The sequence below is a fragment of the Streptococcus raffinosi genome (assembly GCF_030284685.1).
Classification (GTDB): domain Bacteria; phylum Bacillota; class Bacilli; order Lactobacillales; family Streptococcaceae; genus Streptococcus; species Streptococcus raffinosi.
Map to the genome: position 1 here is coordinate 103270 of NZ_JASUZV010000007.1, position 20419 is coordinate 123688.

Annotated in this window: 16 protein-coding genes and 1 other RNA gene; 2 read left to right on the forward strand and 15 right to left on the reverse strand. The window is 40.1% G+C overall.

From position 1 onward, the window contains the following. Nucleotides 1–132: 132 nt before the first annotated feature. The 9 genes from QRD39_RS06140 to QRD39_RS06180 all read right to left on the reverse strand — a co-directional run bounded on the left by QRD39_RS06140 (nucleotide 133) and on the right by QRD39_RS06180 (nucleotide 10757). Nucleotides 133–627: a GNAT family N-acetyltransferase gene (locus QRD39_RS06140; RefSeq protein ID WP_285955987.1), complete on the reverse strand. Its 495-nt coding sequence runs from the start codon at nucleotides 625–627 to the stop codon at nucleotides 133–135. 59 nt (nucleotides 628–686) lie between these two features. Further along, nucleotides 687–2015 carry a UDP-N-acetylmuramate--L-alanine ligase gene (gene murC, locus QRD39_RS06145; protein WP_285955988.1) on the reverse strand — a complete coding sequence of 443 codons (1329 nt, stop codon included), beginning with the start codon at nucleotides 2013–2015 and terminating at the stop codon, nucleotides 687–689. Nucleotides 2016–2041: 26 nt separating this feature from the next. Further along, a complete protein-coding gene (zapJ, locus tag QRD39_RS06150; protein WP_004183735.1) occupies nucleotides 2042–2758 on the reverse strand; it encodes a divisome accessory protein ZapJ in 717 nt (238 codons plus the stop codon). 153 nt (nucleotides 2759–2911) lie between these two features. Further along, nucleotides 2912–6007, reverse strand: a complete 3096-nt coding sequence (locus QRD39_RS06155; protein WP_285955989.1) for a pilus expression-regulating Snf2 family helicase — start codon at nucleotides 6005–6007, stop codon at nucleotides 2912–2914. A gap of 108 nt (nucleotides 6008–6115) precedes the next feature. Then, nucleotides 6116–8101, reverse strand: coding sequence for a cell division site-positioning protein MapZ family protein (locus QRD39_RS06160; RefSeq protein WP_285955990.1), 1986 nt, complete (start codon nucleotides 8099–8101; stop codon nucleotides 6116–6118). A gap of 2 nt (nucleotides 8102–8103) precedes the next feature. After that, nucleotides 8104–9270: a THUMP domain-containing class I SAM-dependent RNA methyltransferase gene (locus QRD39_RS06165; RefSeq protein ID WP_285955991.1), complete on the reverse strand. Its 1167-nt coding sequence runs from the start codon at nucleotides 9268–9270 to the stop codon at nucleotides 8104–8106. Between the two features lie 148 nt (nucleotides 9271–9418). Next, nucleotides 9419–9786, reverse strand: an RNA gene (gene rnpB / locus QRD39_RS06170) — RNase P RNA component class B. A gap of 14 nt (nucleotides 9787–9800) precedes the next feature. After that, nucleotides 9801–10133, reverse strand: coding sequence for a cell division regulator GpsB (gpsB, locus tag QRD39_RS06175; RefSeq protein WP_285955992.1), 333 nt, complete (start codon nucleotides 10131–10133; stop codon nucleotides 9801–9803). A 108-nt stretch (nucleotides 10134–10241) separates the two neighbouring features. Then, nucleotides 10242–10757, reverse strand: a complete 516-nt coding sequence (locus QRD39_RS06180) for an SLOG family protein (RefSeq protein WP_008535798.1) — start codon at nucleotides 10755–10757, stop codon at nucleotides 10242–10244. A 76-nt stretch (nucleotides 10758–10833) separates the two neighbouring features. Between QRD39_RS06180 and recU the strand changes: the two genes are divergently transcribed. Both recU and pbp1a read left to right on the forward strand, forming a co-directional pair. Beyond that, nucleotides 10834–11430, forward strand: a complete 597-nt coding sequence (gene recU, locus QRD39_RS06185) for a Holliday junction resolvase RecU (protein WP_008535797.1) — start codon at nucleotides 10834–10836, stop codon at nucleotides 11428–11430. Then, nucleotides 11430–13721 (forward strand): penicillin-binding protein PBP1A, encoded by a 2292-nt coding sequence (pbp1a, locus tag QRD39_RS06190; RefSeq protein ID WP_285955993.1) that lies wholly within the window; start codon nucleotides 11430–11432, stop codon nucleotides 13719–13721. Before recU ends, pbp1a begins: the two co-directional genes overlap by 1 nt. 104 nt (nucleotides 13722–13825) lie before the next feature. Here the strand turns inward: pbp1a and pepC are convergent, their stop codons facing one another. The 6 genes from pepC to QRD39_RS06220 form a co-directional block, all read right to left on the reverse strand. Further along, the gene (pepC, locus tag QRD39_RS06195; protein WP_285955994.1) at nucleotides 13826–15163 is read right to left on the reverse strand and encodes an aminopeptidase C; all 1338 of its coding nucleotides are present in this window, start codon (nucleotides 15161–15163) and stop codon (nucleotides 13826–13828) included. 102 nt (nucleotides 15164–15265) lie between these two features. Further along, a complete protein-coding gene (locus QRD39_RS06200) occupies nucleotides 15266–15709 on the reverse strand; it encodes a DUF805 domain-containing protein (RefSeq protein WP_285955995.1) in 444 nt (147 codons plus the stop codon). Nucleotides 15710–15724: 15 nt separating this feature from the next. Then, complete coding sequence (gene nadE / locus QRD39_RS06205) at nucleotides 15725–16546, reverse strand: NAD(+) synthase (RefSeq protein WP_285955996.1); 822 nt, start codon at nucleotides 16544–16546, stop codon at nucleotides 15725–15727. An 11-nt stretch (nucleotides 16547–16557) separates the two neighbouring features. Further along, nucleotides 16558–18012 (reverse strand): nicotinate phosphoribosyltransferase, encoded by a 1455-nt coding sequence (locus QRD39_RS06210; protein ID WP_060933543.1) that lies wholly within the window; start codon nucleotides 18010–18012, stop codon nucleotides 16558–16560. 180 nt (nucleotides 18013–18192) lie between these two features. Next, nucleotides 18193–19494 (reverse strand): ABC transporter permease, encoded by a 1302-nt coding sequence (locus tag QRD39_RS06215; RefSeq protein ID WP_285955997.1) that lies wholly within the window; start codon nucleotides 19492–19494, stop codon nucleotides 18193–18195. Continuing rightward, entirely contained in the window at nucleotides 19463–20146 is a 684-nt protein-coding gene (locus QRD39_RS06220) for an ABC transporter ATP-binding protein (protein WP_285955998.1), read from the reverse strand. The genes QRD39_RS06215 and QRD39_RS06220 overlap by 32 nt, the downstream gene beginning before the upstream one ends. Between the last annotated feature and the right edge of the window lie 273 nt (nucleotides 20147–20419).

Below are 20419 nucleotides of genomic sequence, written 5' to 3' on the forward strand. Positions count from 1 at the left end.
AACAGATTCCGAGTGTTCATTAAACTTGTCCGTCAAGGCATACCTCCTCTATAGTAACAAACGCCATTATATCTTAAAAAGTCAGTTAATGCAAATCAATTAGCCCTTTGTCACAGTAACTTAATACTGAAATCACTGGGATTTAGACTTTTCCCAGACCAAATTGTACCATGAGCTACCTCCATGATTTGATTCTGATTCTCCCTCATCAGTGAAACCATTCATTTCATAATAAGCAATAAGATAATCATGACAAGTCAAACTAATACCCTGACGCTTTTGTGCGATAGCAAGATCTTTAAGTGCTGCAATTAAGGCCGTTCCAACCCCTTGCCCTTTAAACTCTTTTGAGATAGATAAACTAGTGACTGCGATAAAACCTCCTTCACTGGCATTCGGAGTTACCTTATGAAACAAGTCGTCTGTTAAGTAACGATTATCAATTACAGGTCCTTCGATATAACCAACCACCTTACCATCAATCTCAGCAATTAAGAAGGTATCACAAATAGTCTCTAGGCGCTCTAAAATAGCCTCTGGTGTTGCAGCCTCTTCAGGCGAAAAATTGTCCTGTTCAATACGAACCACATCGGCCCAGTCTTCCTTTCGGGCGTGTCGAATAAGCATATCAATTTCCTTTCTATCAAGAGAAAAAGCTGAGCGAAATCGCTACAGCTCTTAATCTATTACATATGTGTTTGCAAGCTCGCAAGTAGCTCTTCGAACGAACGTTCATAAAGTTGGATATCTCCTGCTCCCATAAAGACATAGACAGCATTGTCATGGTCAAGAAGAGGCGAAACATTTTCAACTGTAACAACTTTAGCAGGCTTTTTAATTTTAGCCGCAAGGTCTTCAACCTTAACATCTCCATGGTCCACTTCACGTGCTGAACCATAAATTTTCGCCAAATAAACCGCATCCGCCTCATTCAAAGCTTCAGCAAATTCATCAAGCAATGCAATGGTACGTGTAAAGGTATGTGGTTGGAAAATGGCAACAATTTCTTTGGATGGGTACTTTTGACGTGCCGCATCAAGCGTAGCAATGATTTCAGTTGGATGATGAGCAAAGTCATCAATAATAACAGTTCCGTTGATGATTCTCTCTGTGAAACGACGTTTAACACCTGAGAAAGTATTAAGATGTTCAGCAACCAAGGCCATATCAAAACCAGCTACATACATGTTAGCGATAACCGCAGTTGCATTCAAGATATTATGACGTCCGTAGGCTGGCACATGGAATTCCCCTATGATTTGTCCATCATGTTTCACCTTGAAATTAGATCCTGTCGTTGTACGAACGATATCTATAGCCATGAAGTCATCATTTTCTTCAAAGCCATAGTAGTAAATCGGTGCATTGGAAGTGATTTTACGGAGGTAAGAATCCTCACCATAAACAAAGAGCCCTTTTTGTACTTGCTTTGCATAATCATCAAAAGCTGAGAAAACATCATCAATACTTGTAAAGTAATCTGGATGGTCAAAGTCAATGTTGGTGATAATTGAGTAAGCAGGGTGGTACGGCATGAAATGACGTTCATATTCATCAGCTTCAAAGACGAAGTATTGCGCATTGGCAGAACCACGGCCTGTCCCATCACCAATAAGGTATGATGTATCTGTGATATTTTTCATAACATGTGACAAAAGACCGGTTGTAGAAGTCTTACCATGTGCACCAGCCACACCAAAGCTAGTGAACTGGTTCATGAAATGACCCAAAAACTCATGGTAACGCTTGAACTTATAACCATTTTTAACGGCATAGGCAATTTCAACGTTGTTATCTTCATGAAAAGCATTTCCAGCAATCAATTCAACATCATCTGTGATGTTTTTTTCATCGAAAGGAAGAATAGGAATACCTGCTTGTTCAAGACCACGTTGGGTGAAGTAATATTTTTCCACATCTGAACCTTGAACTTTGTGTCCCATTTGGTGGAGCATCAAAGCCAAAGCTGACATACCAGATCCTTTAATTCCAATAAAATGATAAGTTTTTGACATAGTTTCTCCTTACAATCGCATTGCGATTAGTTTGCGTCTTCTAAATGCGTCAAATTCAATTCTTGAGCAATTCGGTGTTCACGGTAAGTTTGACGTTCTGGATAATTGTAAACCTGGCTACGTTTCAAGAAATCATAACTATTTTTCTTGACGTTCTTACGAGAAGGGTTACTAGGCTGTTGATAAGTTGGAGCCACTTCTGCCAAGATATAAGTATCTTGTTGCAGACGATTGGCCAAATGATGAATCTTTGAATGTTTACCATTAGGTGCCAAAGTTCTCTTGATAGCACTTACCGGAGCACCCAAGATAGATGCTGTCACAGGTTTTTTATCCGTCGTGATAGCAGCTGGTTCAACTGTAGCCTCAAAGTTTGGTTTAACTTCTTCCTTAGGCTTAGTAGCCAATTGACGGCTAGTCGTATGTTTCGTTTGTTGAACCTCTTGGCGCAAGAATTTTTGGCGTTTCTCACGAACATCACGCTTAGCCTTCTCACGAGCTTCCTCAGCGTAAGTCATACCAGCTTCATGCGTCTCCACTCGTTTTGACTCTTTCTTACGATTATTAGGCTTAGCTGACAAGAAATCATAATTAGGTAATAAATCATTGTAGTCCTTTTCTTGGTAAGGGCCACGGATATTTGTGATTAAATCTTCGTTTTCGTATAGGCGCATAGAGACCGGTTCTTGCAAGCAAGATTCCCCGTCTGGAATCAGCGGAAATTGTCGTCTTTGGCGATACATAAAAGACTTCCTTTCATTTTCGAGATGATGCGTATCTTAATAAAACAATCGAGAATGGGTAGATACGTCTTGCAGTATTCTATTATAGCCTAATTCAAAAGATTTGCCTAGTAGGACTTTGTATTTTAGTATTGAAATATCAATTATAACAATTTAAGATATTGCAATACCAAGAATTTCTTTAATGTCTTCAATTGTCATGCTGGCACGGCTTTCATTGCCATCCAAAACTGTCGTGACAAGGTTTTTCTTGCCCTCTTGAAGCTCAAGAATTTTCTCTTCGATAGTCCCTCTTGTAATCAAACGGTAAACTTCGACATTTTGTTCCTGACCTATACGATGGGCTCGACTAATGGCCTGCATTTCCACCGCTGGATTCCACCAAAGGTCAATGAGAATAACAGTATCGGCACCCGTTAGGTTCAGTCCCACACCTCCTGCTTTTAAAGAAATCAAGAAGGCATCTCGACTTCCCTGATTAAAAGCTCTGGTCATCTCCTGACGACTATCAGATGGTGTAGACCCTGTTAATTTATAAGAGGAAATGCCTAATTCTTCCAAAAGACCTTCTGTAATATCCAACATGCCACGAAATTGTGAAAAGATAAGCACTCGATGGTCGGATTCTTTAATTTGACTAAGCAGATCCCTCAGACTATCTATTTTTCCACTATCTCCAGCATAATCCATAAATAAAGCAGGTGTATCACAGATTTGACGAAGACGGGTAATACCTGATAGGATTTCCACCTTACGTCGATTGATTTCCTGGTCACTGGCCAAGATTAAACCTTGCTGCATCTGTTGCAATTGCGCCAAATAAATCGCCTTTTGATCATCCGACAATTCACTTTGGTGAGTCACTTCAATTAAATCTGGTAAATCAGGAAGCACCTCTTCCTTCTTTCGTCTGAGTATAAAGGGTGAAATATAACGGGCTACTTCCTTAGGTGTCAACTTAAGAAAAGCTTTTTTAGCAGGCAAAAGTCCGGGAAGAATAATTTGAAAAATAGACCAAATTTCCAATAAATGATTTTCAATAGGGGTTCCAGACAAGGCTAAACAATGCGGAACAGAGAAATCACGAAGATACTTCGCAATCTTTGTTTGCGTATTCTTCATGACTTGAGCCTCATCTAAAATAAGATAATCATATTTACCAGCCTTGTATGCCTCAAAATCCTGACGGAAGGAAGCATAACTAGTAATAATAATCTGATGATCCTCAGCAATAATGTCATCACGTTTAGGTTTAAGTCCGTAAGAAACCGCTACATCTAACTGAGGCGTAAATTTTTTAAATTCATCTTGCCAGTTGTAAATGAGGCTTGAAGGTGACAAAACTAAGACACGTTGTCCCTCTTCCAAATGTGCAGAGAGGTAGGCAATGGTCTGCAAGGTTTTTCCCAAGCCCATATCATCGGCCAAAATACCACCAAAACCATAGTGGTGCAACATGGACAGCCACTGAACACCTCGTTCCTGATAGGGACGAAGCGCAACTTCTACCTGATAGGACGGTAAGTCAAAGGTTTCAGGATGTCTCAAATGTTGCGTCAACAGTTGAAAATCCTTCGAAAAACTAACCGAATGATTTTCTGAAAGAGCATCCATTAATTGGTAGGCAGCTAATTGAGTCAGCTCCAGATGCCCCTGTCCTGAATAACGAGCCCTCAAGCTTTTTAGACTCTCGCTAACACGATGTGTCGCCTCATCAAAGACAATCAATTGACCACTACGATTGATGAAATAAGGTGCGCTTTCCATCAAAGCTTCCAAAGCATGATCCACGTCCTCGTCATCAAGACTTGAAAAATCAAAAGAAATATCTAATAGATTTCCCTGGCGTTCTACCTGAACTTGTGGACTCTGCTCAACACGTAAGTCACGCAAAGTCTCCCCAATCAGGACCGTACCTGCATTTTCAAAAGCTGGAATAGTGTTGGTGAAAAAATCATAGAGTTCCTGGCTGCTATTTAACAATTTGTTCGATTGAAAATCGGGAGGGAAACCATACTTGTCCATCAAACGAAAAACAGCCTGTTCATGCCGATAATTACTCGTAAAGCCTAAATGGCTCAACTCATGATGATTATTCACGAGGAGACCATCAAAATCAAAGGCCAGTGCCAAGGTAACCTCATTTTCAGACTTCAAATCGAAATGAAATCTGGGCGTAAAATCCTTGATATTAAAGGCCTTAGGAGCTTTAACTGGTCCCATAGTTTTAAAATCAAAGAGACTAGCAGCTAAAATGGATTGCTCATCCAAATTAAAGCTGACATGCTTATTCAAATCACTCCCAATAGGCAGTGAGCGTAAACCAACCAAAAGCTTTTGCTGCTTGCGATTGAGACGGTAAAAAACACCTTGATAAAAGAGGATGCGATTATTAAAGAACGCCTGGCTATTCTTTTCAGCAACAGTCAATTCAATCATTTTAGGTTCAACACAAATCTCAAATGAGAAAAGGTTGGCTTCAGCAGTCAAATCTTCAACCAAAAGCTGATGGTATTCCAAGCCCTCCCATTCAAAACTAAAGCCGTCCAGTTCTTGCATTAATTTCAAACCCTCTTCGAAAAAACCGTAAGAGAGTCGCAGGTGTCGGGCATTGTTTGGCAACATGAAGTCCAAATTAGTCTTTGACTCATCCGGAAGCATCCGCCCCAAAAAATTCAAAAATGATTGTGAAGCCTGATCAAACTGGATAAGAGAAAGGGGTTCATAGTAGTTTTTACCTATCTGATAATACCCTTCAGTCTCTATCAGCTTAAGAAAGGCAGGAATATCACGAATGACATAGGAACGTTCATCTGGCAGGCGCCTTAAGCGTAAACTCCACCAAATTTCTGAACCATAGGTAGACTCCTCGCCTTCTACAGTTAAGCTATACCTAACTGTATCATCTTCATTCAGAGAAAGTCCCTCTAAAAATAGACCACCAAAAGAATGACTTCGCTCTTGTCCCTGAGCGGATTCTTGCTCCTCCTCCAGTTCTGCTAAGAGTCGCTGGCCTTCCTTATCATTTTTGAGATAGTACTCAACTGCAGCTAAATGTGGACAATAGCCTTTTTGAGTGAAAGCATCACAGTCACATGTAATTTCAGAATCATTGAGTGCATAAATTAAATGATGTTGGTCCACTGTTGTGTCCAACTGAGTTTCTGAGACCTGATGAATGGTAATTACGCCCTTTTCGAATAGTTTAATACCCTCATTACGGACTCTACCCGGCATCAATTTTGCCATAGTATTCACCCCTATCCTATCCCTCTATTATAGCACAAATTCCTTATAAACTAGGCCTGTATCACGATAAATCAAAAACACCCCCTCAGGGAGTGTTCTCAACTTTTATTAGTAATCAAGTTTGTCTGAATGTCCTGAACCATTACCAACAAAGTAACCTGTCTTACAGTTGATACTGAAGAGGTAAGTTCCATCAGGAAGATACAAGTTGTAGTAACCATTACCATTGATGATGTTAACCGGTTCAAGGATGAAGTTATCTCCTGAGAAGTAACCACGGGAGTGTGAGGTACTGATAATCTTATCAAGAATACCATCTCCCCAAGTCCAAGCAGGGTTACTTGTATCCGCTACGACATTGGCATTGTATGGCACACGTGAGCGATCACGTTGAAGGATAGATGGATTGTAATTAGTAATCCCTCGTGTCACAATTGTTGAAGCTGCAGCTGAACCACCTGTAGTTCCACTAGCTACACCTGTTGAAGCTGAGTTAGCTGAATCACTTTGAGCCCCAGAAGTATTTGACGCAGTAGCATCACCAGTATTAGAAGCAGCTCCAGATGTGTTACCACCTGATGGTGCAGCAGGACTAGCCGTATTGTCGCTGGCAGAAGCTGTCGCTGCAGACGTTGCACTAGCAACCTTAGCTTTTTCTTCAAGTTGTGTTTTACCACCCTTGATTGCTTCTTGAATGGTACTATCAAGACTAGCGTTACCAGTGGTAGTCACACTTTCTGGAAGGTCATTGAAATTAGCATCAGATTTAACAGAGATAGAGCCATTGTAGCTACCATCTACAAGAGCATCTGACTCATACTTACTATTAATCTTCTGAACTGCTTCAATTTGTTTCTTCAAATTATCATATTTGGTTTTAGCTGACTCATAATACTTGGTTTTTTCCAACTTTTTAAGCAGTTTTTCCAAATCTGGTAACTTGCCAAATTGATCATTAGCAAGTTTTGTTTGCTCATCATCTGTGAAGAAATTCTTATACATTTCTTCGAAGGCCTTATTATCCGCAGCTGCTGTATCCTTACTTGATATTGATGACGTTGCTGAAGAAGCTGTGCTGGCAGTTTTAGCAGATTGGCTATGAGTGCCGTGATAAAGAGCATAGCCTCCACCAATAATAGCTAAAGCAAGAACCGTTAAAGCACCGATGACAACTCCTTTACGACGGTAAACTGGAATATCATCATCAAAAACACCCTTATGAGATGGTGAAACAGACTCTGCAGAGATTCTTTCGTCTGCTGAAGGACGATTAACACTCATTGATACCTTTGGTGTCACTGTTTCATCATCAGCTTTAGCACCTGTTACCCCTGCAACCGATGCAGCAATAGCTGACAAATCAATGGTTTGCGAAATAGCAACATCATCCAACAAAGGCTTAGAATCTTGGGGCTCAGGAGTATTGCTATTAGCTACTGCAGGGTCTTGGGGTAGCGGGTCATCAATGTTAGCAATCAAAGGATTGTTATCATCAATATTATCTACAGTTGCTTCACTATAGACCGGTTGCTCAACTGAAGTAGCTGGTTCTGCGATAGCATCGCCAAGGTCAAATTTCTCTGCTTCTGATGTGATAAAACGATCTGCGTTCAATGACGTGATAACCGTTTCAGAGCTTTGACTTTCAGGTTGAACAATCACCTCAGGTTCCACAGGAGCATCTGGCAACTGTCTATCAACAGCAGGTGAAGTCACTTCTTCCTTAGCATCAGTAACATCAAAACCAAATGTGACCGGTGTAACCTCTTCAGTAGCTGTTGTTGAGTTGATTGAGTCATTAGCCATTGATTGGCCAATCAAACCTGAGTCCGCAAATTCTTGACGTTGTTTTTGAATAAAGGCGTCCAAAGGTGAAGTGTCACCATCAGCTTCAATTTTTTTGGAGAATTTTTGAGAAGCAACTTCTTCACGGTGTTGCTTGATATACTTATCCAAAATGCTATCCGTTTCTGTAACACCAGCATTAATCTCAGCTTCTTTGCGGACAGCCTCACCAACTGTCATTTCCTTAGCTTCTTGAAAATCTAGTTTTTGGCTACCTTCATAGCCATTTTGTGTTTTATCTTCTGACACGTTTAATTTACCTTTCTAGCTTCTGAACGGCGAACACGTTCTCCAAAATATTGATATAAATCAACTCGAAGGGTACCGTTATATAGCTTACGTTTTTTGTCGGCTTTCATACCGTATTTACTTTCAAATTGTTCATCACTGGTCAAGATAAACTTGCTCCAAGTTTTAAGCGGCGCAAAAGTTTTGCCCATTTCATTATACAAGATATCCACAGCCTTGTCATCCAACAAGCGCTCCCCATAAGGAGGATTTGAAATGATGACACCATTGATTTTATCCGTTTTTAAGTCTTGCAAACGCATTTGTTTCAATTTAATAACATCTTCAAGACCAGCCTCACGTGCGTTAGCTTTAGCAATCTCAACCATACGGCCATCAATATCACAACCCATGATATCCAATTCAGCATCATAATTTGCCTTACCTTCCGCTTCATCACGGACCGACTGTACTAAATCTTTATCCACCCAATTCCAGGCTTCAAAGGCAAAATCACGATTAAATCCGGGAGCAATATTCATACCAATTAGCGCCGCCTCAATACAGAAGGTACCTGAACCACAAGTCGGGTCAATCAGGGGTTTATCGGGATACCAATTACTCAGTTCAAGAATGGCGGCCGCCATATTTTCTTTAATCGGTGCTCCACCCTTATCGGTACGGTAACCACGTTTAAAGAGACTAGCACCTGTGGTATCAATCAATACCGTAGCCTTATCCTTTAAGATAGACACTTCAATCTTAAATTCCGCACCCGTTTCTTGAAGGGGTACGCCTTCAGGACGGTGGAAATACTTCTGTAGTTTCTTAACGACAGCTTTCTTGGAGATTGCCTGAACAGATGGTTCGTTATGAAGTTTTGATTTGACACATTTGGCCTTTGAAATTGGAAACTTCGCTCCGAGGGGAAGATAATTCTCCCAATCTAAGGCAAAGACCCCCTGAAAAAGTTCCTCAAAGGTACGTGCTGGAAACTCACCCACCACAATCTTAATGCGATCTGCAGCTCTCAACCAAAGATTGGTTTCAGCAATAGCACGAACATCACCCTGAAAACGTACCTTACCATTTTCAACCTGAGTATCATACCCTAACTCACGCAATTCACGTCCAACCACTGCTTCAAGGCCTGCCGCAGCCGTTGCTACTAATGTAAATGTTTCTTTCATTGTTACCCTTTTATCTAATCATTACAAGTCTAAATGTCATTAACCTCTCGCTTATCTTTTTCCTCTGTATCCTTAAAAAATTTGAAATGAGGGAATTCTTGCTAAAAGAAGGCTGAGACATGTGTCCCAGCCTCACCTATATGCAATTTTCTATAAGCCATGTTTTGTTCCAGAAGTGACTAGGTACCACTTCCTTCGATAATCATCTGTCTACTGCAAAGCAGTCAGGATGGTCCGTTCGTTTCCAGCCATCCCATGCCCCTACCAAAGTTTGGGTTGCTAGCTTGAGGGGTTTACCGCGTTCCACTTTTTAGGTTTCCCTAAAAACTCCGTCACTGTGGCACTTTCAGAGCTACTAAAACCTATCCAAAGACTTAGCCAGTTCACTCGCCGTAACTTGAAAATCAAGTCCCTAGGCTTATTAATTCACCTAGCACAAACACTACTGGCATCACAGCCAGTGCTAGCATGGACTTTCCTCATGGAAGACTAGCAACCATGCGATTATCCAAAAATTGCACAAACCAGTTTTATTCGACGATTTGTTTTCCAAAGACCTCTTTCTCCAAACGACTGATACGTTTTAAGATATCATAGTTTGAAGCCGAAGCAACATTGGCATTCGCACGTGATGGTTCACTTGTTGTACTTGCATAAGCTGAACGACTCGCAGGAGCAGCTGAGGCTTTAGCCTTCAATTTTGCATTTTCCTCTTGCAGTTCCTTAACCAGTGCAATATAAACACCATAGTCTTTGATGACATCGTCTAGAAACTCATCAACTTCTTTTTTATCGTATCCACGCATGCTTGTTTTAAATTCTTGTTCGTAGATTTTCTTGGGCGTTAAATTAATCTTAGCCATTTTTATTCTCCAATACTTGTCTTATCTAACTTACTAATACTTTACTGTCTAATGTTTTTATGATACAGAAAAAATAATAAAATTGCAAGCTTAAAAAACAATTATATCCTATTCTGACATCAACTCATTGAGGTCATCAAAAGTCAGCCTAGATAGAGGATAGTCCTTTGCTTCTAACATCATATCGTAAAAATATTTCAGATTTGTTTCATTTTCAGGTTCATAAAACACATAGGCCTGATCGGTATTGTCAATGAGAAACTGGTTAAACTGTTTGAATTGAGCTGGTGATTGGTAGGCAGGAAAACTATACTTAACAAAATCGACCTGCTTAAAAGCTGCAAGTTTGGCCTGATTCGCTTCATTCCAATTCTGCCCATGCGTTTCAAATGGAAAAAGGGTGGCTAATTTCAAAGAGTAATCTTCTTGAAGTTCCTTAGCCACTTCCAACGCCCAAAATTCAAAACCAAGATTTCCAGTAAAAATTATCCAGTCTACCCCTTCATCCAAAAAACGCTTAAAATCACGCTTAATAGCTTTTTTTATGATAGTTACCTTGGGATCATTATCTTTAAAAACACCAAGTTCAAAGCTCTTATAGCCAGTTACCAGTAGTGATGTCATTCCTTGTTTTTCTCGTTCATTTTATGGTATAATGAAATAGTCTTTATGCATATCTTATAAAGAAGAAGGGAAAGAAATGGTAAACTATCCCCATCAGATATCTCGTAAGATTGCACAGGCACGTCCTAAAAAATCCAATAGTGTTGACTTTGCCAATCGGGGAATGAGCTTTGAATCTGCTATTAATGCGACTAATGATTATTATTTGTCACGTGGTTTAGCTGTTATTCACAAAAAACCCACTCCTGTTCAGATTGTCAAGGTTGATTATCCAAAGCGTTCAAGAGCAAAGATTGTAGAGGCTTACTTTAGACAAGCCTCCACTACCGATTACTCTGGTGTTTACAAAGGATACTACATTGATTTTGAAGCCAAAGAGACACGACAAAAGACATCGATGCCTATGAAAAATTTTCATGCGCATCAAATTGAGCACATGTCTCAGGTTATCAATCAAGATGGGATTTGCTTTGTGCTACTTCATTTCTCAACGCTTAAGGAAACCTACCTTCTGCCCGCTAAAGACCTGATTGCCTTTTATCAGATTGATAAGGGGACAAAATCAATGCCTCTTGATTATATCAAAAAAAGAGGCTATGCAATTGCAGAAGCAGCTTATCCTCAAGTTCCTTATTTAGAAATCATTGAAAAATTATTAGGTGGTAACACATAATGGCTAAATTTAATTTCAGCAACTTTAAAGAATCACTTAACGGTTTGACTAAACGTGCTAAAAACATAAAGATCAATCGTTCAGATTCTTCTCGCTATAGCAAAGGAAAACGCTCTGCCGCTTCAGACCAAAGTTTGGGCTGGCGTATTGCAAAATACGGATTTATTGGACTGCTCACTTTCTTTGTAGTCTGTGTCATCGCTGGTGGTAGCCTCTTTGCCTACTATGTTAGCAGTGTCCCTAAACTTACAGAGAATAAACTGCAATCAACAAACTCAAGTAAGATTTACGACGCCAATGGCAGTCTTATTGCTGACTTGGGAGCTGAGAAGCGTGAGAGTGCATCAACAGATGAAATTCCAACAACTCTAGTTAATGCCATCACCTCTATCGAGGATAAACGTTTCTTCACACACCGTGGGATTGACGTCTACCGTATCATGGGGGCAGCTGTTAACAACCTTCGTCGTAGCAGCACCCAAGGGGGGTCTACGCTCGACCAACAGTTGATTAAGTTGGCTTACTTCTCAACTAACACTTCTGACCAAACCCTTAAACGTAAGTCGCAAGAAATCTGGTTGTCACTCCAAATGGAGCGTCAATTCACTAAACAAGAAATCTTGACCTTCTATATTAATAAGGTTTATATGGGGAATGGTTACTACGGTATGAAGACCGCAGCCAAATATTACTTTGGTAAGGACTTGAGCGACCTCTCTGTTGCCCAAGCAGCTCTTCTTGCTGGTATTCCACAAGCACCAACACAATATGACCCTTATGCTAATCCAGATGCTGCCAAAGAGCGTCGTAACACTGTTCTTACTGAAATGTATGAAGACAAAAACATTTCCAAAGAAGAGTACGAGCAAGCTAAAGCAACTGATGTATCCGATGGACTTCTTCCACTTACGAAGAAAGCTAGCTATGAGCCATACTTAGATAACTACATCAAACAAGTTATTGAACAAGTGTCTACTGATGCCAATGCTGATATCTACTCAGCAAGTCTCGATGTCTACACTAACCTTAATCCAGATATTCAAAAATATATCTGGAACGTCTATAATACTAACGACTATGTATACTATCCAAACGATAGTCTCCAAGTTGCTTCTACTATTATTGATGTTACTAATGGTCGTGTCGTTGCCCAATTGGGATCACGTCACCAAGACGAAAACGTTGCACTTGGTACTAACCAAGCTGTTCAAACAGACCGTGACTGGGGTTCTACAATGAAACCAATCACTGACTATGCTCCTGCTATTGAAAAAGGTGTTTATACAAACACTGGTACGACTGTTTACGATAATCCTTACAATTTCCCAGGTTCTTCAACACCAATTTACAACTGGGACCGTAAGTTTTACGGAAGCATTTCATTGACTTATGCACTTCAACAATCACGTAACGTTACAGCCGTTAAAGCTCTTCAAGCTACTGGTTTGGAATATGCTCAATCCTTCTTGAAAGATTTGGGTATCGAGTATCCAGAAATGTACTACTCAAATGCCATCTCATCTTTAACATCATCATCAGATTCTAAGTATGGTGCATCAAGTGAGAAGATGGCCGCAGCTTATGCAGCCTTTGCAAATGGCGGTACTTACTATAAACCATCTTACATTAAATCAATCAAATTTGAAGACGGTTCAACAAAATCATTTGATTCTAAAGGTGTCAAGGCCATGTCGCCACAAACAGCTTACATGATGACAAGCATGTTGAAACAAGTAATGACAGGTGGTGCAGCGACTGAAGCTTATGTCCCTGGTACATTCAATGCTGGTAAGACTGGTACATCTAACTATGATGACGATGAATACTACAAGGTACAAAAAGAAAGTGGCGTCTATGCTTATCTTATGGTTCCAGATGAAAATTTCGTTGGTTACAATACTAAGTATTCAATGGCGATTTGGACAGGTTACAAAAACCGTAAAACACCACTTCATGATTCAGACCTTGACATTGCTAAACAAATCTACGGTGTAACAAGTAGATACCTTAACCAGATGTATGGTGCGGGTTCTGAAGATTTCGATATGCCTAGCGGTGTTTATAATAATGGTAGCTATGTCTTCCTTACTGGTTCTTCAACATCAAATGTTTACACAGGATCACTCGGAACATCTAGCTCATCATCGAGCCTAGGCTCTAGCCAAAGCAGTGATTCATCAAGCTCGCAAGATAGTCAACAGTATGGCCCTGATGCATCAACAAATCCTTCAACATCGGGTTCTAACAGTACTGAACATTCAAGTTCAAACACCGCTACAGCAGATGAGTAAAAGAAATTGAAAAGAGTTATCCATTGGATGACTCTTTTTACAACCATAAATTTTAATAAAGCCAACTAAAAACACTGGAATTCCAGTGTTTTTTAAATATCCTCTTATTTTGAAGCAAGGGCTCCCATTGGATCCCAAGGAGCAAGTACTTGTGGCTCTGCTTCATAGGCTGCTAATTCTTCAGCTGTAAGGAAATCTTTACGAACAACGATTTGATAAGTGTATTCATCCATCCAGGTATCAGAAGCGACAAAGTAACCTTTTTGTCCGACCTTGTCTCCCCAAGAGTTTTCAACCTTCCATTTAACAGGTTTACCATCGGCATCCAAATCAACCCCAGTCAATACCATGGCGTGAGTCATAAGAGATTCACTGTAGTCCAAACGTCCTGCCTTGTCTTGAGTCAAGTTAATATCCATGCTAGCTGTAAAGTCATAAACATTAGTTGCAAGAATACCTTTTTGACGGTCTGAAACTTGACCAACATCTGAACCAAACCAAACAGTCTCTCCAGCCTTCATCTGTGCAATGGCAAGCTCTTTGAAACGATCCATTGGGAGGTTAATATAACGCACACTTGGCGCACCTACAACATTACCCAACATCTCAACAGTGTAAGATTTTCCGTAAGGTTTATCAGCTGTTGGAGCGTTGATAACTGATACATAGTCGCTGAGTTTAAGCCCCACATATTTTTCAAAGAAAGCTTGTGGTGTGATATTTTTCTCAGATTGATAGTTGTCATCTTTATCTCGGTAGGCAAAATCAAACTGACGTGGTGGTAAACCAAGAGTCATGGCAAGATAATTGAAAATTTCTTGAAGAAGTTCTTCCTTCTTAGCTTGAACAGCAGCTTGATCAGCACCTCCAGCAATCAAATCACGTAAAATTTGAGCATCTTGACGAAGAAGCTTATTGAGGTATTGATTAAGCTCACGACTATTGCTTGAAGCTACAGATTCTGGATAAACTGATTTTGGCACAACACCATATTTTTCAAAAAGTGATACGACCATATCCCATTGTCCACCATCTTGTTGTGGGGTATCCAAAAGGAATTTAACCTTACGACTGCCAATCTCTTGATCTGCTGTAGCAATGATTTGTTCCAAGAACCAGTTCGATTTTTCATATTTGTCCCAGAAGAAGGTATGGGCTTGAGAAAGCTCAAAGCTTTCCAATTTGAAGTCTGAAATCAATTTGTGACGGAAAGTATTAAGTGCCGCAAACATCCAGCAACGACCTGAAGCCTTTTGGTTAGACACTTCATCTTTAGTCAAATCAATTGAAAATACATGATCATTTTCAACTGCTGATTGACGTGTTTCGATGGATTTAAGCAAGCCGTTGTGTGTTACAGCATTCTCAATAGCACTGTATTTAGCATTGGCTTCATAATCCGCAAATAGTTTATCTGTGAAATCTCTTGATAGTGAAGTCATAAGATTCCTCCTTTTAAGCCTTATTCCTTACTATTTTATCACTAATTTCTGAAAATTCAATTTAAAAATAACCCTAGGTCAAACCTAGGGTTACCAACAATCTTATTTCGCTTGATTAAAAACTGTTTGAGGCTCTGCTTTACTTGGCATACAAGACATGATTAAAAGTGCAATGCTTCCAAAAATTGAGAATAAAGCCACGATCGGTATGAACCCCATACAACTTAGAAGTACCCATGCTGGATGAAAGCCTGCATCTCGCAAGCGACGTGTTTGGAGGGACAATTGTGGGATGAGTTCAATTAAACCAAAGAGCATGACTGGCCATGCATAGCCCATAATCAATTGTCGCAGGTCAGCCGGATTATTTAACAGAGCTGGGTCGTTAAAATCAACATTACTGAACAATGGAATGAGAATACAAAATACGACAAGGATAGTCATAATAATGACATTAACCAAATAAGTCCACCAAAAATCTGGACGCGTTGAACGTCCTCTAAAGTCAAAAGCACGCTTCCAAAAGTCAATATAAGCTTTAATCATAAATCAATTCTCCTCCTATTTCCAAAAATCGTCAAAAATAGTGATTGGCAAATGGCGTTTGTGTTGACCTTTACGCCACCAATTTTCAATGGTTTCTTGAGCTTTTGCTGATACTTCCTTGCCTTCAAGGTAATCATCAATCTCACGATAGGTCACACCAAGAGCCACTTCATCAGCGATTCCTGGTTTGTCCTCTTCCAAGTCAGCTGTTGGCACTTTTTCATAAAGGGCCTTGTCAGCACCAAGTTCCGCAAGAAGGGCTGCACCTTGACGCTTGTTCAGACGAAAAAGTGGTAAGATATCGGCACCGCCATCACCAAATTTTGTGAAAAAGCCTGTAAGATTTTCAGCGGCGTGGTCTGTCCCGATAACTGCCCCACTATTTTCTCCCGCAACTGCGTATTGGGTAATCATACGTTGACGGGCCTTGATATTTCCCTTGTTAAAGTCAGAAACGTTTACGCCTGCCTTGGCAAGTTCAGCAACCTGACCATCTACAGCTTCTTTGATATTAACCGCAAGACTCACATCTGGCTTGATAAAAGCAAGGGCACGTTGGGCATCATCCTCGTCTGCCTGCACTCCATAAGGCAAGCGAATGGCAATAAACTGATAGTCTTTCCCTGTCTCTGCACGAAGCTCTTCAACGGCAAGTTGGGCTAGACGGCCAGCCAAGGTAGAATCTTGACCTCCGGAAATCCCTAAAACATAAGACTTAAGGAAAGGATGTTTGAGCATATAAGCCTTCAAAAAATCAACAGATTTTCGAATTTCTTCTTTTGGATCAATGTTAGGTTTAACCCCTAGTTGATAAATAATTGTTTCTTGCAAAGTCATAATGTCTCCTTTTACTCTGGCAAGTTATGGGCTTTCTTTCGTACATTGTCAATAAGGGTCATCTTGTTATCCCATACGTCTTTGGCCAAGTCAACTGGATAATCTTGAGGGTTTAGCATGCGCTTGTACTCATTCCAAAGCTCATCCAATTCCTTAGTCGCATAAGCCTTGATTTCATTAAGACTAGGCAAGTCATAGATGAGTTGACCCTTATCGTAGATAGGTACCAAGAGTGGTACCGCATCAAAATCACGGACAGTTTTATTGATGTAGGTGTAGGTCGGGTGGAACATATTAATTTCTTCTAAAGCATTAACATCTGTGTCCGCAAAGGTGATATAGTCACCTTCTGATTTACCCTTAGCACGACTTGTAATACGCCAGACTTGCTTCTTACCTGGTGTTGATACCTTCTCAGCATTGTTGGACAATTTGATAGTATCATGCATGACACCCTGATCATCCTCGATTGAGACAATCTTGTAGACAGCACCCAAGGCTGGTTGGTCATAAGCAGTGATAAGTTTGGTACCGACACCCCAAACATCAATTTTGGCCTTTTGCATCTTCAAGTTAAGGATGGTATTTTCATCAAGATCGTTTGAAGCATAAATCTTGGCATTAGGGAAACCAGCCGCATCTAGTTGCTTACGTACTTGTTTAGACAGATAAGCCAAGTCACCTGAATCAAGACGGACACCCAAGAAATTGATCTTATCACCCAGCTCTTTAGCTACACGAATGGCATTAGGAACACCAATTTTGAGAGTGTCATAGGTATCCACAAGGAATACACAGTCTTTATGAGTAGATGCATAGGCTTTGAATGCATCGTAATCATTGCCATAGGCCTGAACAAGAGCATGAGCGTGAGTACCAGAAACTGGAATGCCGAAAATCTTACCGGCACGAACATTTGATGTCGCATCCGCACCACCAATCACAGCTGCACGGGTACCCCAAATTGCTGCATCCATCTCTTGTGCACGACGTGTTCCAAACTCTAAAAGAGGGGCATCGCCAATTACTGAGCGGATTCGAGCTGCCTTGGTTGCAATCAGCGTCTGATAATTGATAATGTTAAGCAAAGCAGTCTCTACGAGTTGACACTGGGCCAAGGGACCTTCCACCTGAAAAATCGGTTCATTAGCGAACACTAAATCTCCCTCAAGTGACGAATTGATGGTCAATTCAAGTTTTAAATTAGCTAGGTAATCTAGAAAATCAGCAGGGTAACCAAGGTCCTTCAAATAGGCAATATCGGTTTCTGAAAACGTCAGATTTTCAAGATAGTTAACAATACGTTCCAAACCGGCAAAAACGGCGAAACCATTCTTGAAAGGGAGCTGACGGAAAAAGACTTCGAAAACAGCTTTCTTATTATGAATGCCTTGGTTAAAGTAAACCTGCATCATATTGATTTGGTACAAGTCAGTATGCAAGGTTAAACTATCATCTTTATACATAGAATTTCTCCAATCTAATCAGTGCTTCATTTTGTTGTCAATAGCTTTTACATGCGACTATTATAGCATTTTTGGGCAATTGTCTCCACTTTTCAGAAAGTTAATTATTATTTGGATTTTCAAATTTTTCTAATGTTTGTATATTAAAAAAGAGTAGTCTTGGTGAACTACTCTTCATTTCTATTCATATCTTAGGGACTCGACAGGGTCCATTTTACTGATTTTACGGGCTGGAAGGTAGGCTGATACATAGCCCATCAAGAGCGAGAAGCCAAACATGATAAGAATTGATGTCAGATTTAGATCAAATACCTTGCTGACACTTGGGTAGAAATGTGAAACAATCATATTGGCCAAGCTTCCAACTCCCTGCGATACAAGGAGGGCAAGAGCCAGGGAGATGCTCGTAATCCAAAGTGCTTCATAAACAAAGATAGCTTTCACGTCACGATTAAGGTAACCTACGGCCTTCATAACACCAATCTCTTTTGAACGTTGCATGATATTGATATAGATGATAATCCCAATCATAACAGCCGAAACTAGGATAGCTTGTGACGAAAGGATAATCAAGAGAGCCTGGATAACACGGATGAATTTAATAATCACATCTAGGATGGCCTGTTGAGAAAGCACCAGGTACTTTTTGTTTCTCTGCAATTTTTTAGTGACTTGCTCAGTCTTGGCTGGATCCTTAAGCTCCAAAAGCATGTAAGAGACTGTCTTGGTAAAACCATTTTCTTTGAGTAGGGCTTCCAATTGTTTGGCAGGCATATAACTAGTGCTTTCTTCAGCATCCTCGCTGTCATCAACAATACGGACAATCTTAGTCTTGATATCCGCTACTTTAGTTCCCTCAGCAGTATTTTCAACAATCTGAGCTGAGATTTCTTTGCCGATAAAGTCTTTAGCCTTGAGCTTCTTGCCGGTTTCTTGGTTGTAGTATTTAACAAAGCTCAACGGAAGGGTCAAGCCCTCTTCATCTGCAGATTTAAAAGGTTTCCCAGCTGAAATCTTATCCTTACCATTGCGAGATGTAGATATTTTTGTGTTCTTGTAGAGACTGATAACCTGAGAATAGTTAGGAAGATCCTTGCTGAAATCCATGGTCTTACCATCAAGAGTAAGACTGGCCATGTTCATGCCAAAGGGACTTTCCAAATACTTAATGTCATCACTCTTAATCTGACTACGAATAAACTTTTCGTCATCCGCATTTAGAACCCCTCTGCCTGCTGATTTAGCACTAAGACTAATCTGAATTTGGGATGGAATGTTGCCATCATCGGTACTGTCATTAATCATACCAACAATAGCATTTCCCAAACCAAAGGAAATCAAGACACCAATAAAACCAATGGAAGTGGCCGTCGCAATCAAAAGATTACGCCACTTACGTTCCATAAAGTTGTTCAATGACAATTTAAGTTTATGCTTGAGGGTCAACCCCTTATTTTTCGATTGTTTCAACGACTTCACCATCCTTCATTTTAATGACAACATCCGCATAATCCGCCACTTCAGGGTTATGGGTTACGATAATCACAGTTTTGCCTGCCTCAGCTAGCTCTTTAAAAATTTCTAGAACATTTTCCTGAGACTGAGAATCAAGAGAACCTGTCGGTTCATCCGCTACAATCATTTCTGGATTATTAACCAAGGCACGGGCAATGGCCACACGTTGTTTTTGCCCACCAGAAAGCTGCTTAACATTTTTCTTGATAAAGCCTCCAATTCCAAGACGATTGAGCTCTTTTGCCGCAATCTCGACCATCTCTTTGTCAGTCATATTTTTAACGTAAAGAGGCATCTTGACATTTTCAAGGACTGATTGATGAGGGATCAGATTGAAATTTTGGAAGACAAAGCCAATATGGGCCTTTCTAAAATAGGTCAGGTCACGCTCTGAAAAATCACGCATATTCTGATTTTTGAAATAAAGGTTTCCCTGATACTGACTATCCAAGCCGCTAATAATACTGAGCAGACTGGTCTTACCACAGCCAGATGGACCGTAGATAGCAGTAATCTTGCCTGGTGCAATCTCAAGTGTGACATCGTTCAAAGCGCGCTCTTGGTTTGTACCATCGAGATTATAGTACTTTGAGATGTGGTCAATGGTTAAAATGGACATGATTTCCTCCGTAAAATTGATTTAGATTAAAATTCGATTAACTTTTAGCCAATTATCTGCTTAACTATTTCAAGCAAAATAGCAGAAATACTTAACTAATAGCCTTCTAAAACGATACATTAATTATAAACATTAAATGATTATAAAAATAGTGACATAAATGTCACTATGGCATGAGAAAAAGCCAAAGTCCCTATGATACGTACCGTGTCAAGTAGACAATTGAAATAAATAAAATGTGAGGAACCAGGTTGCTTTGGGTTAAGCAGTCTG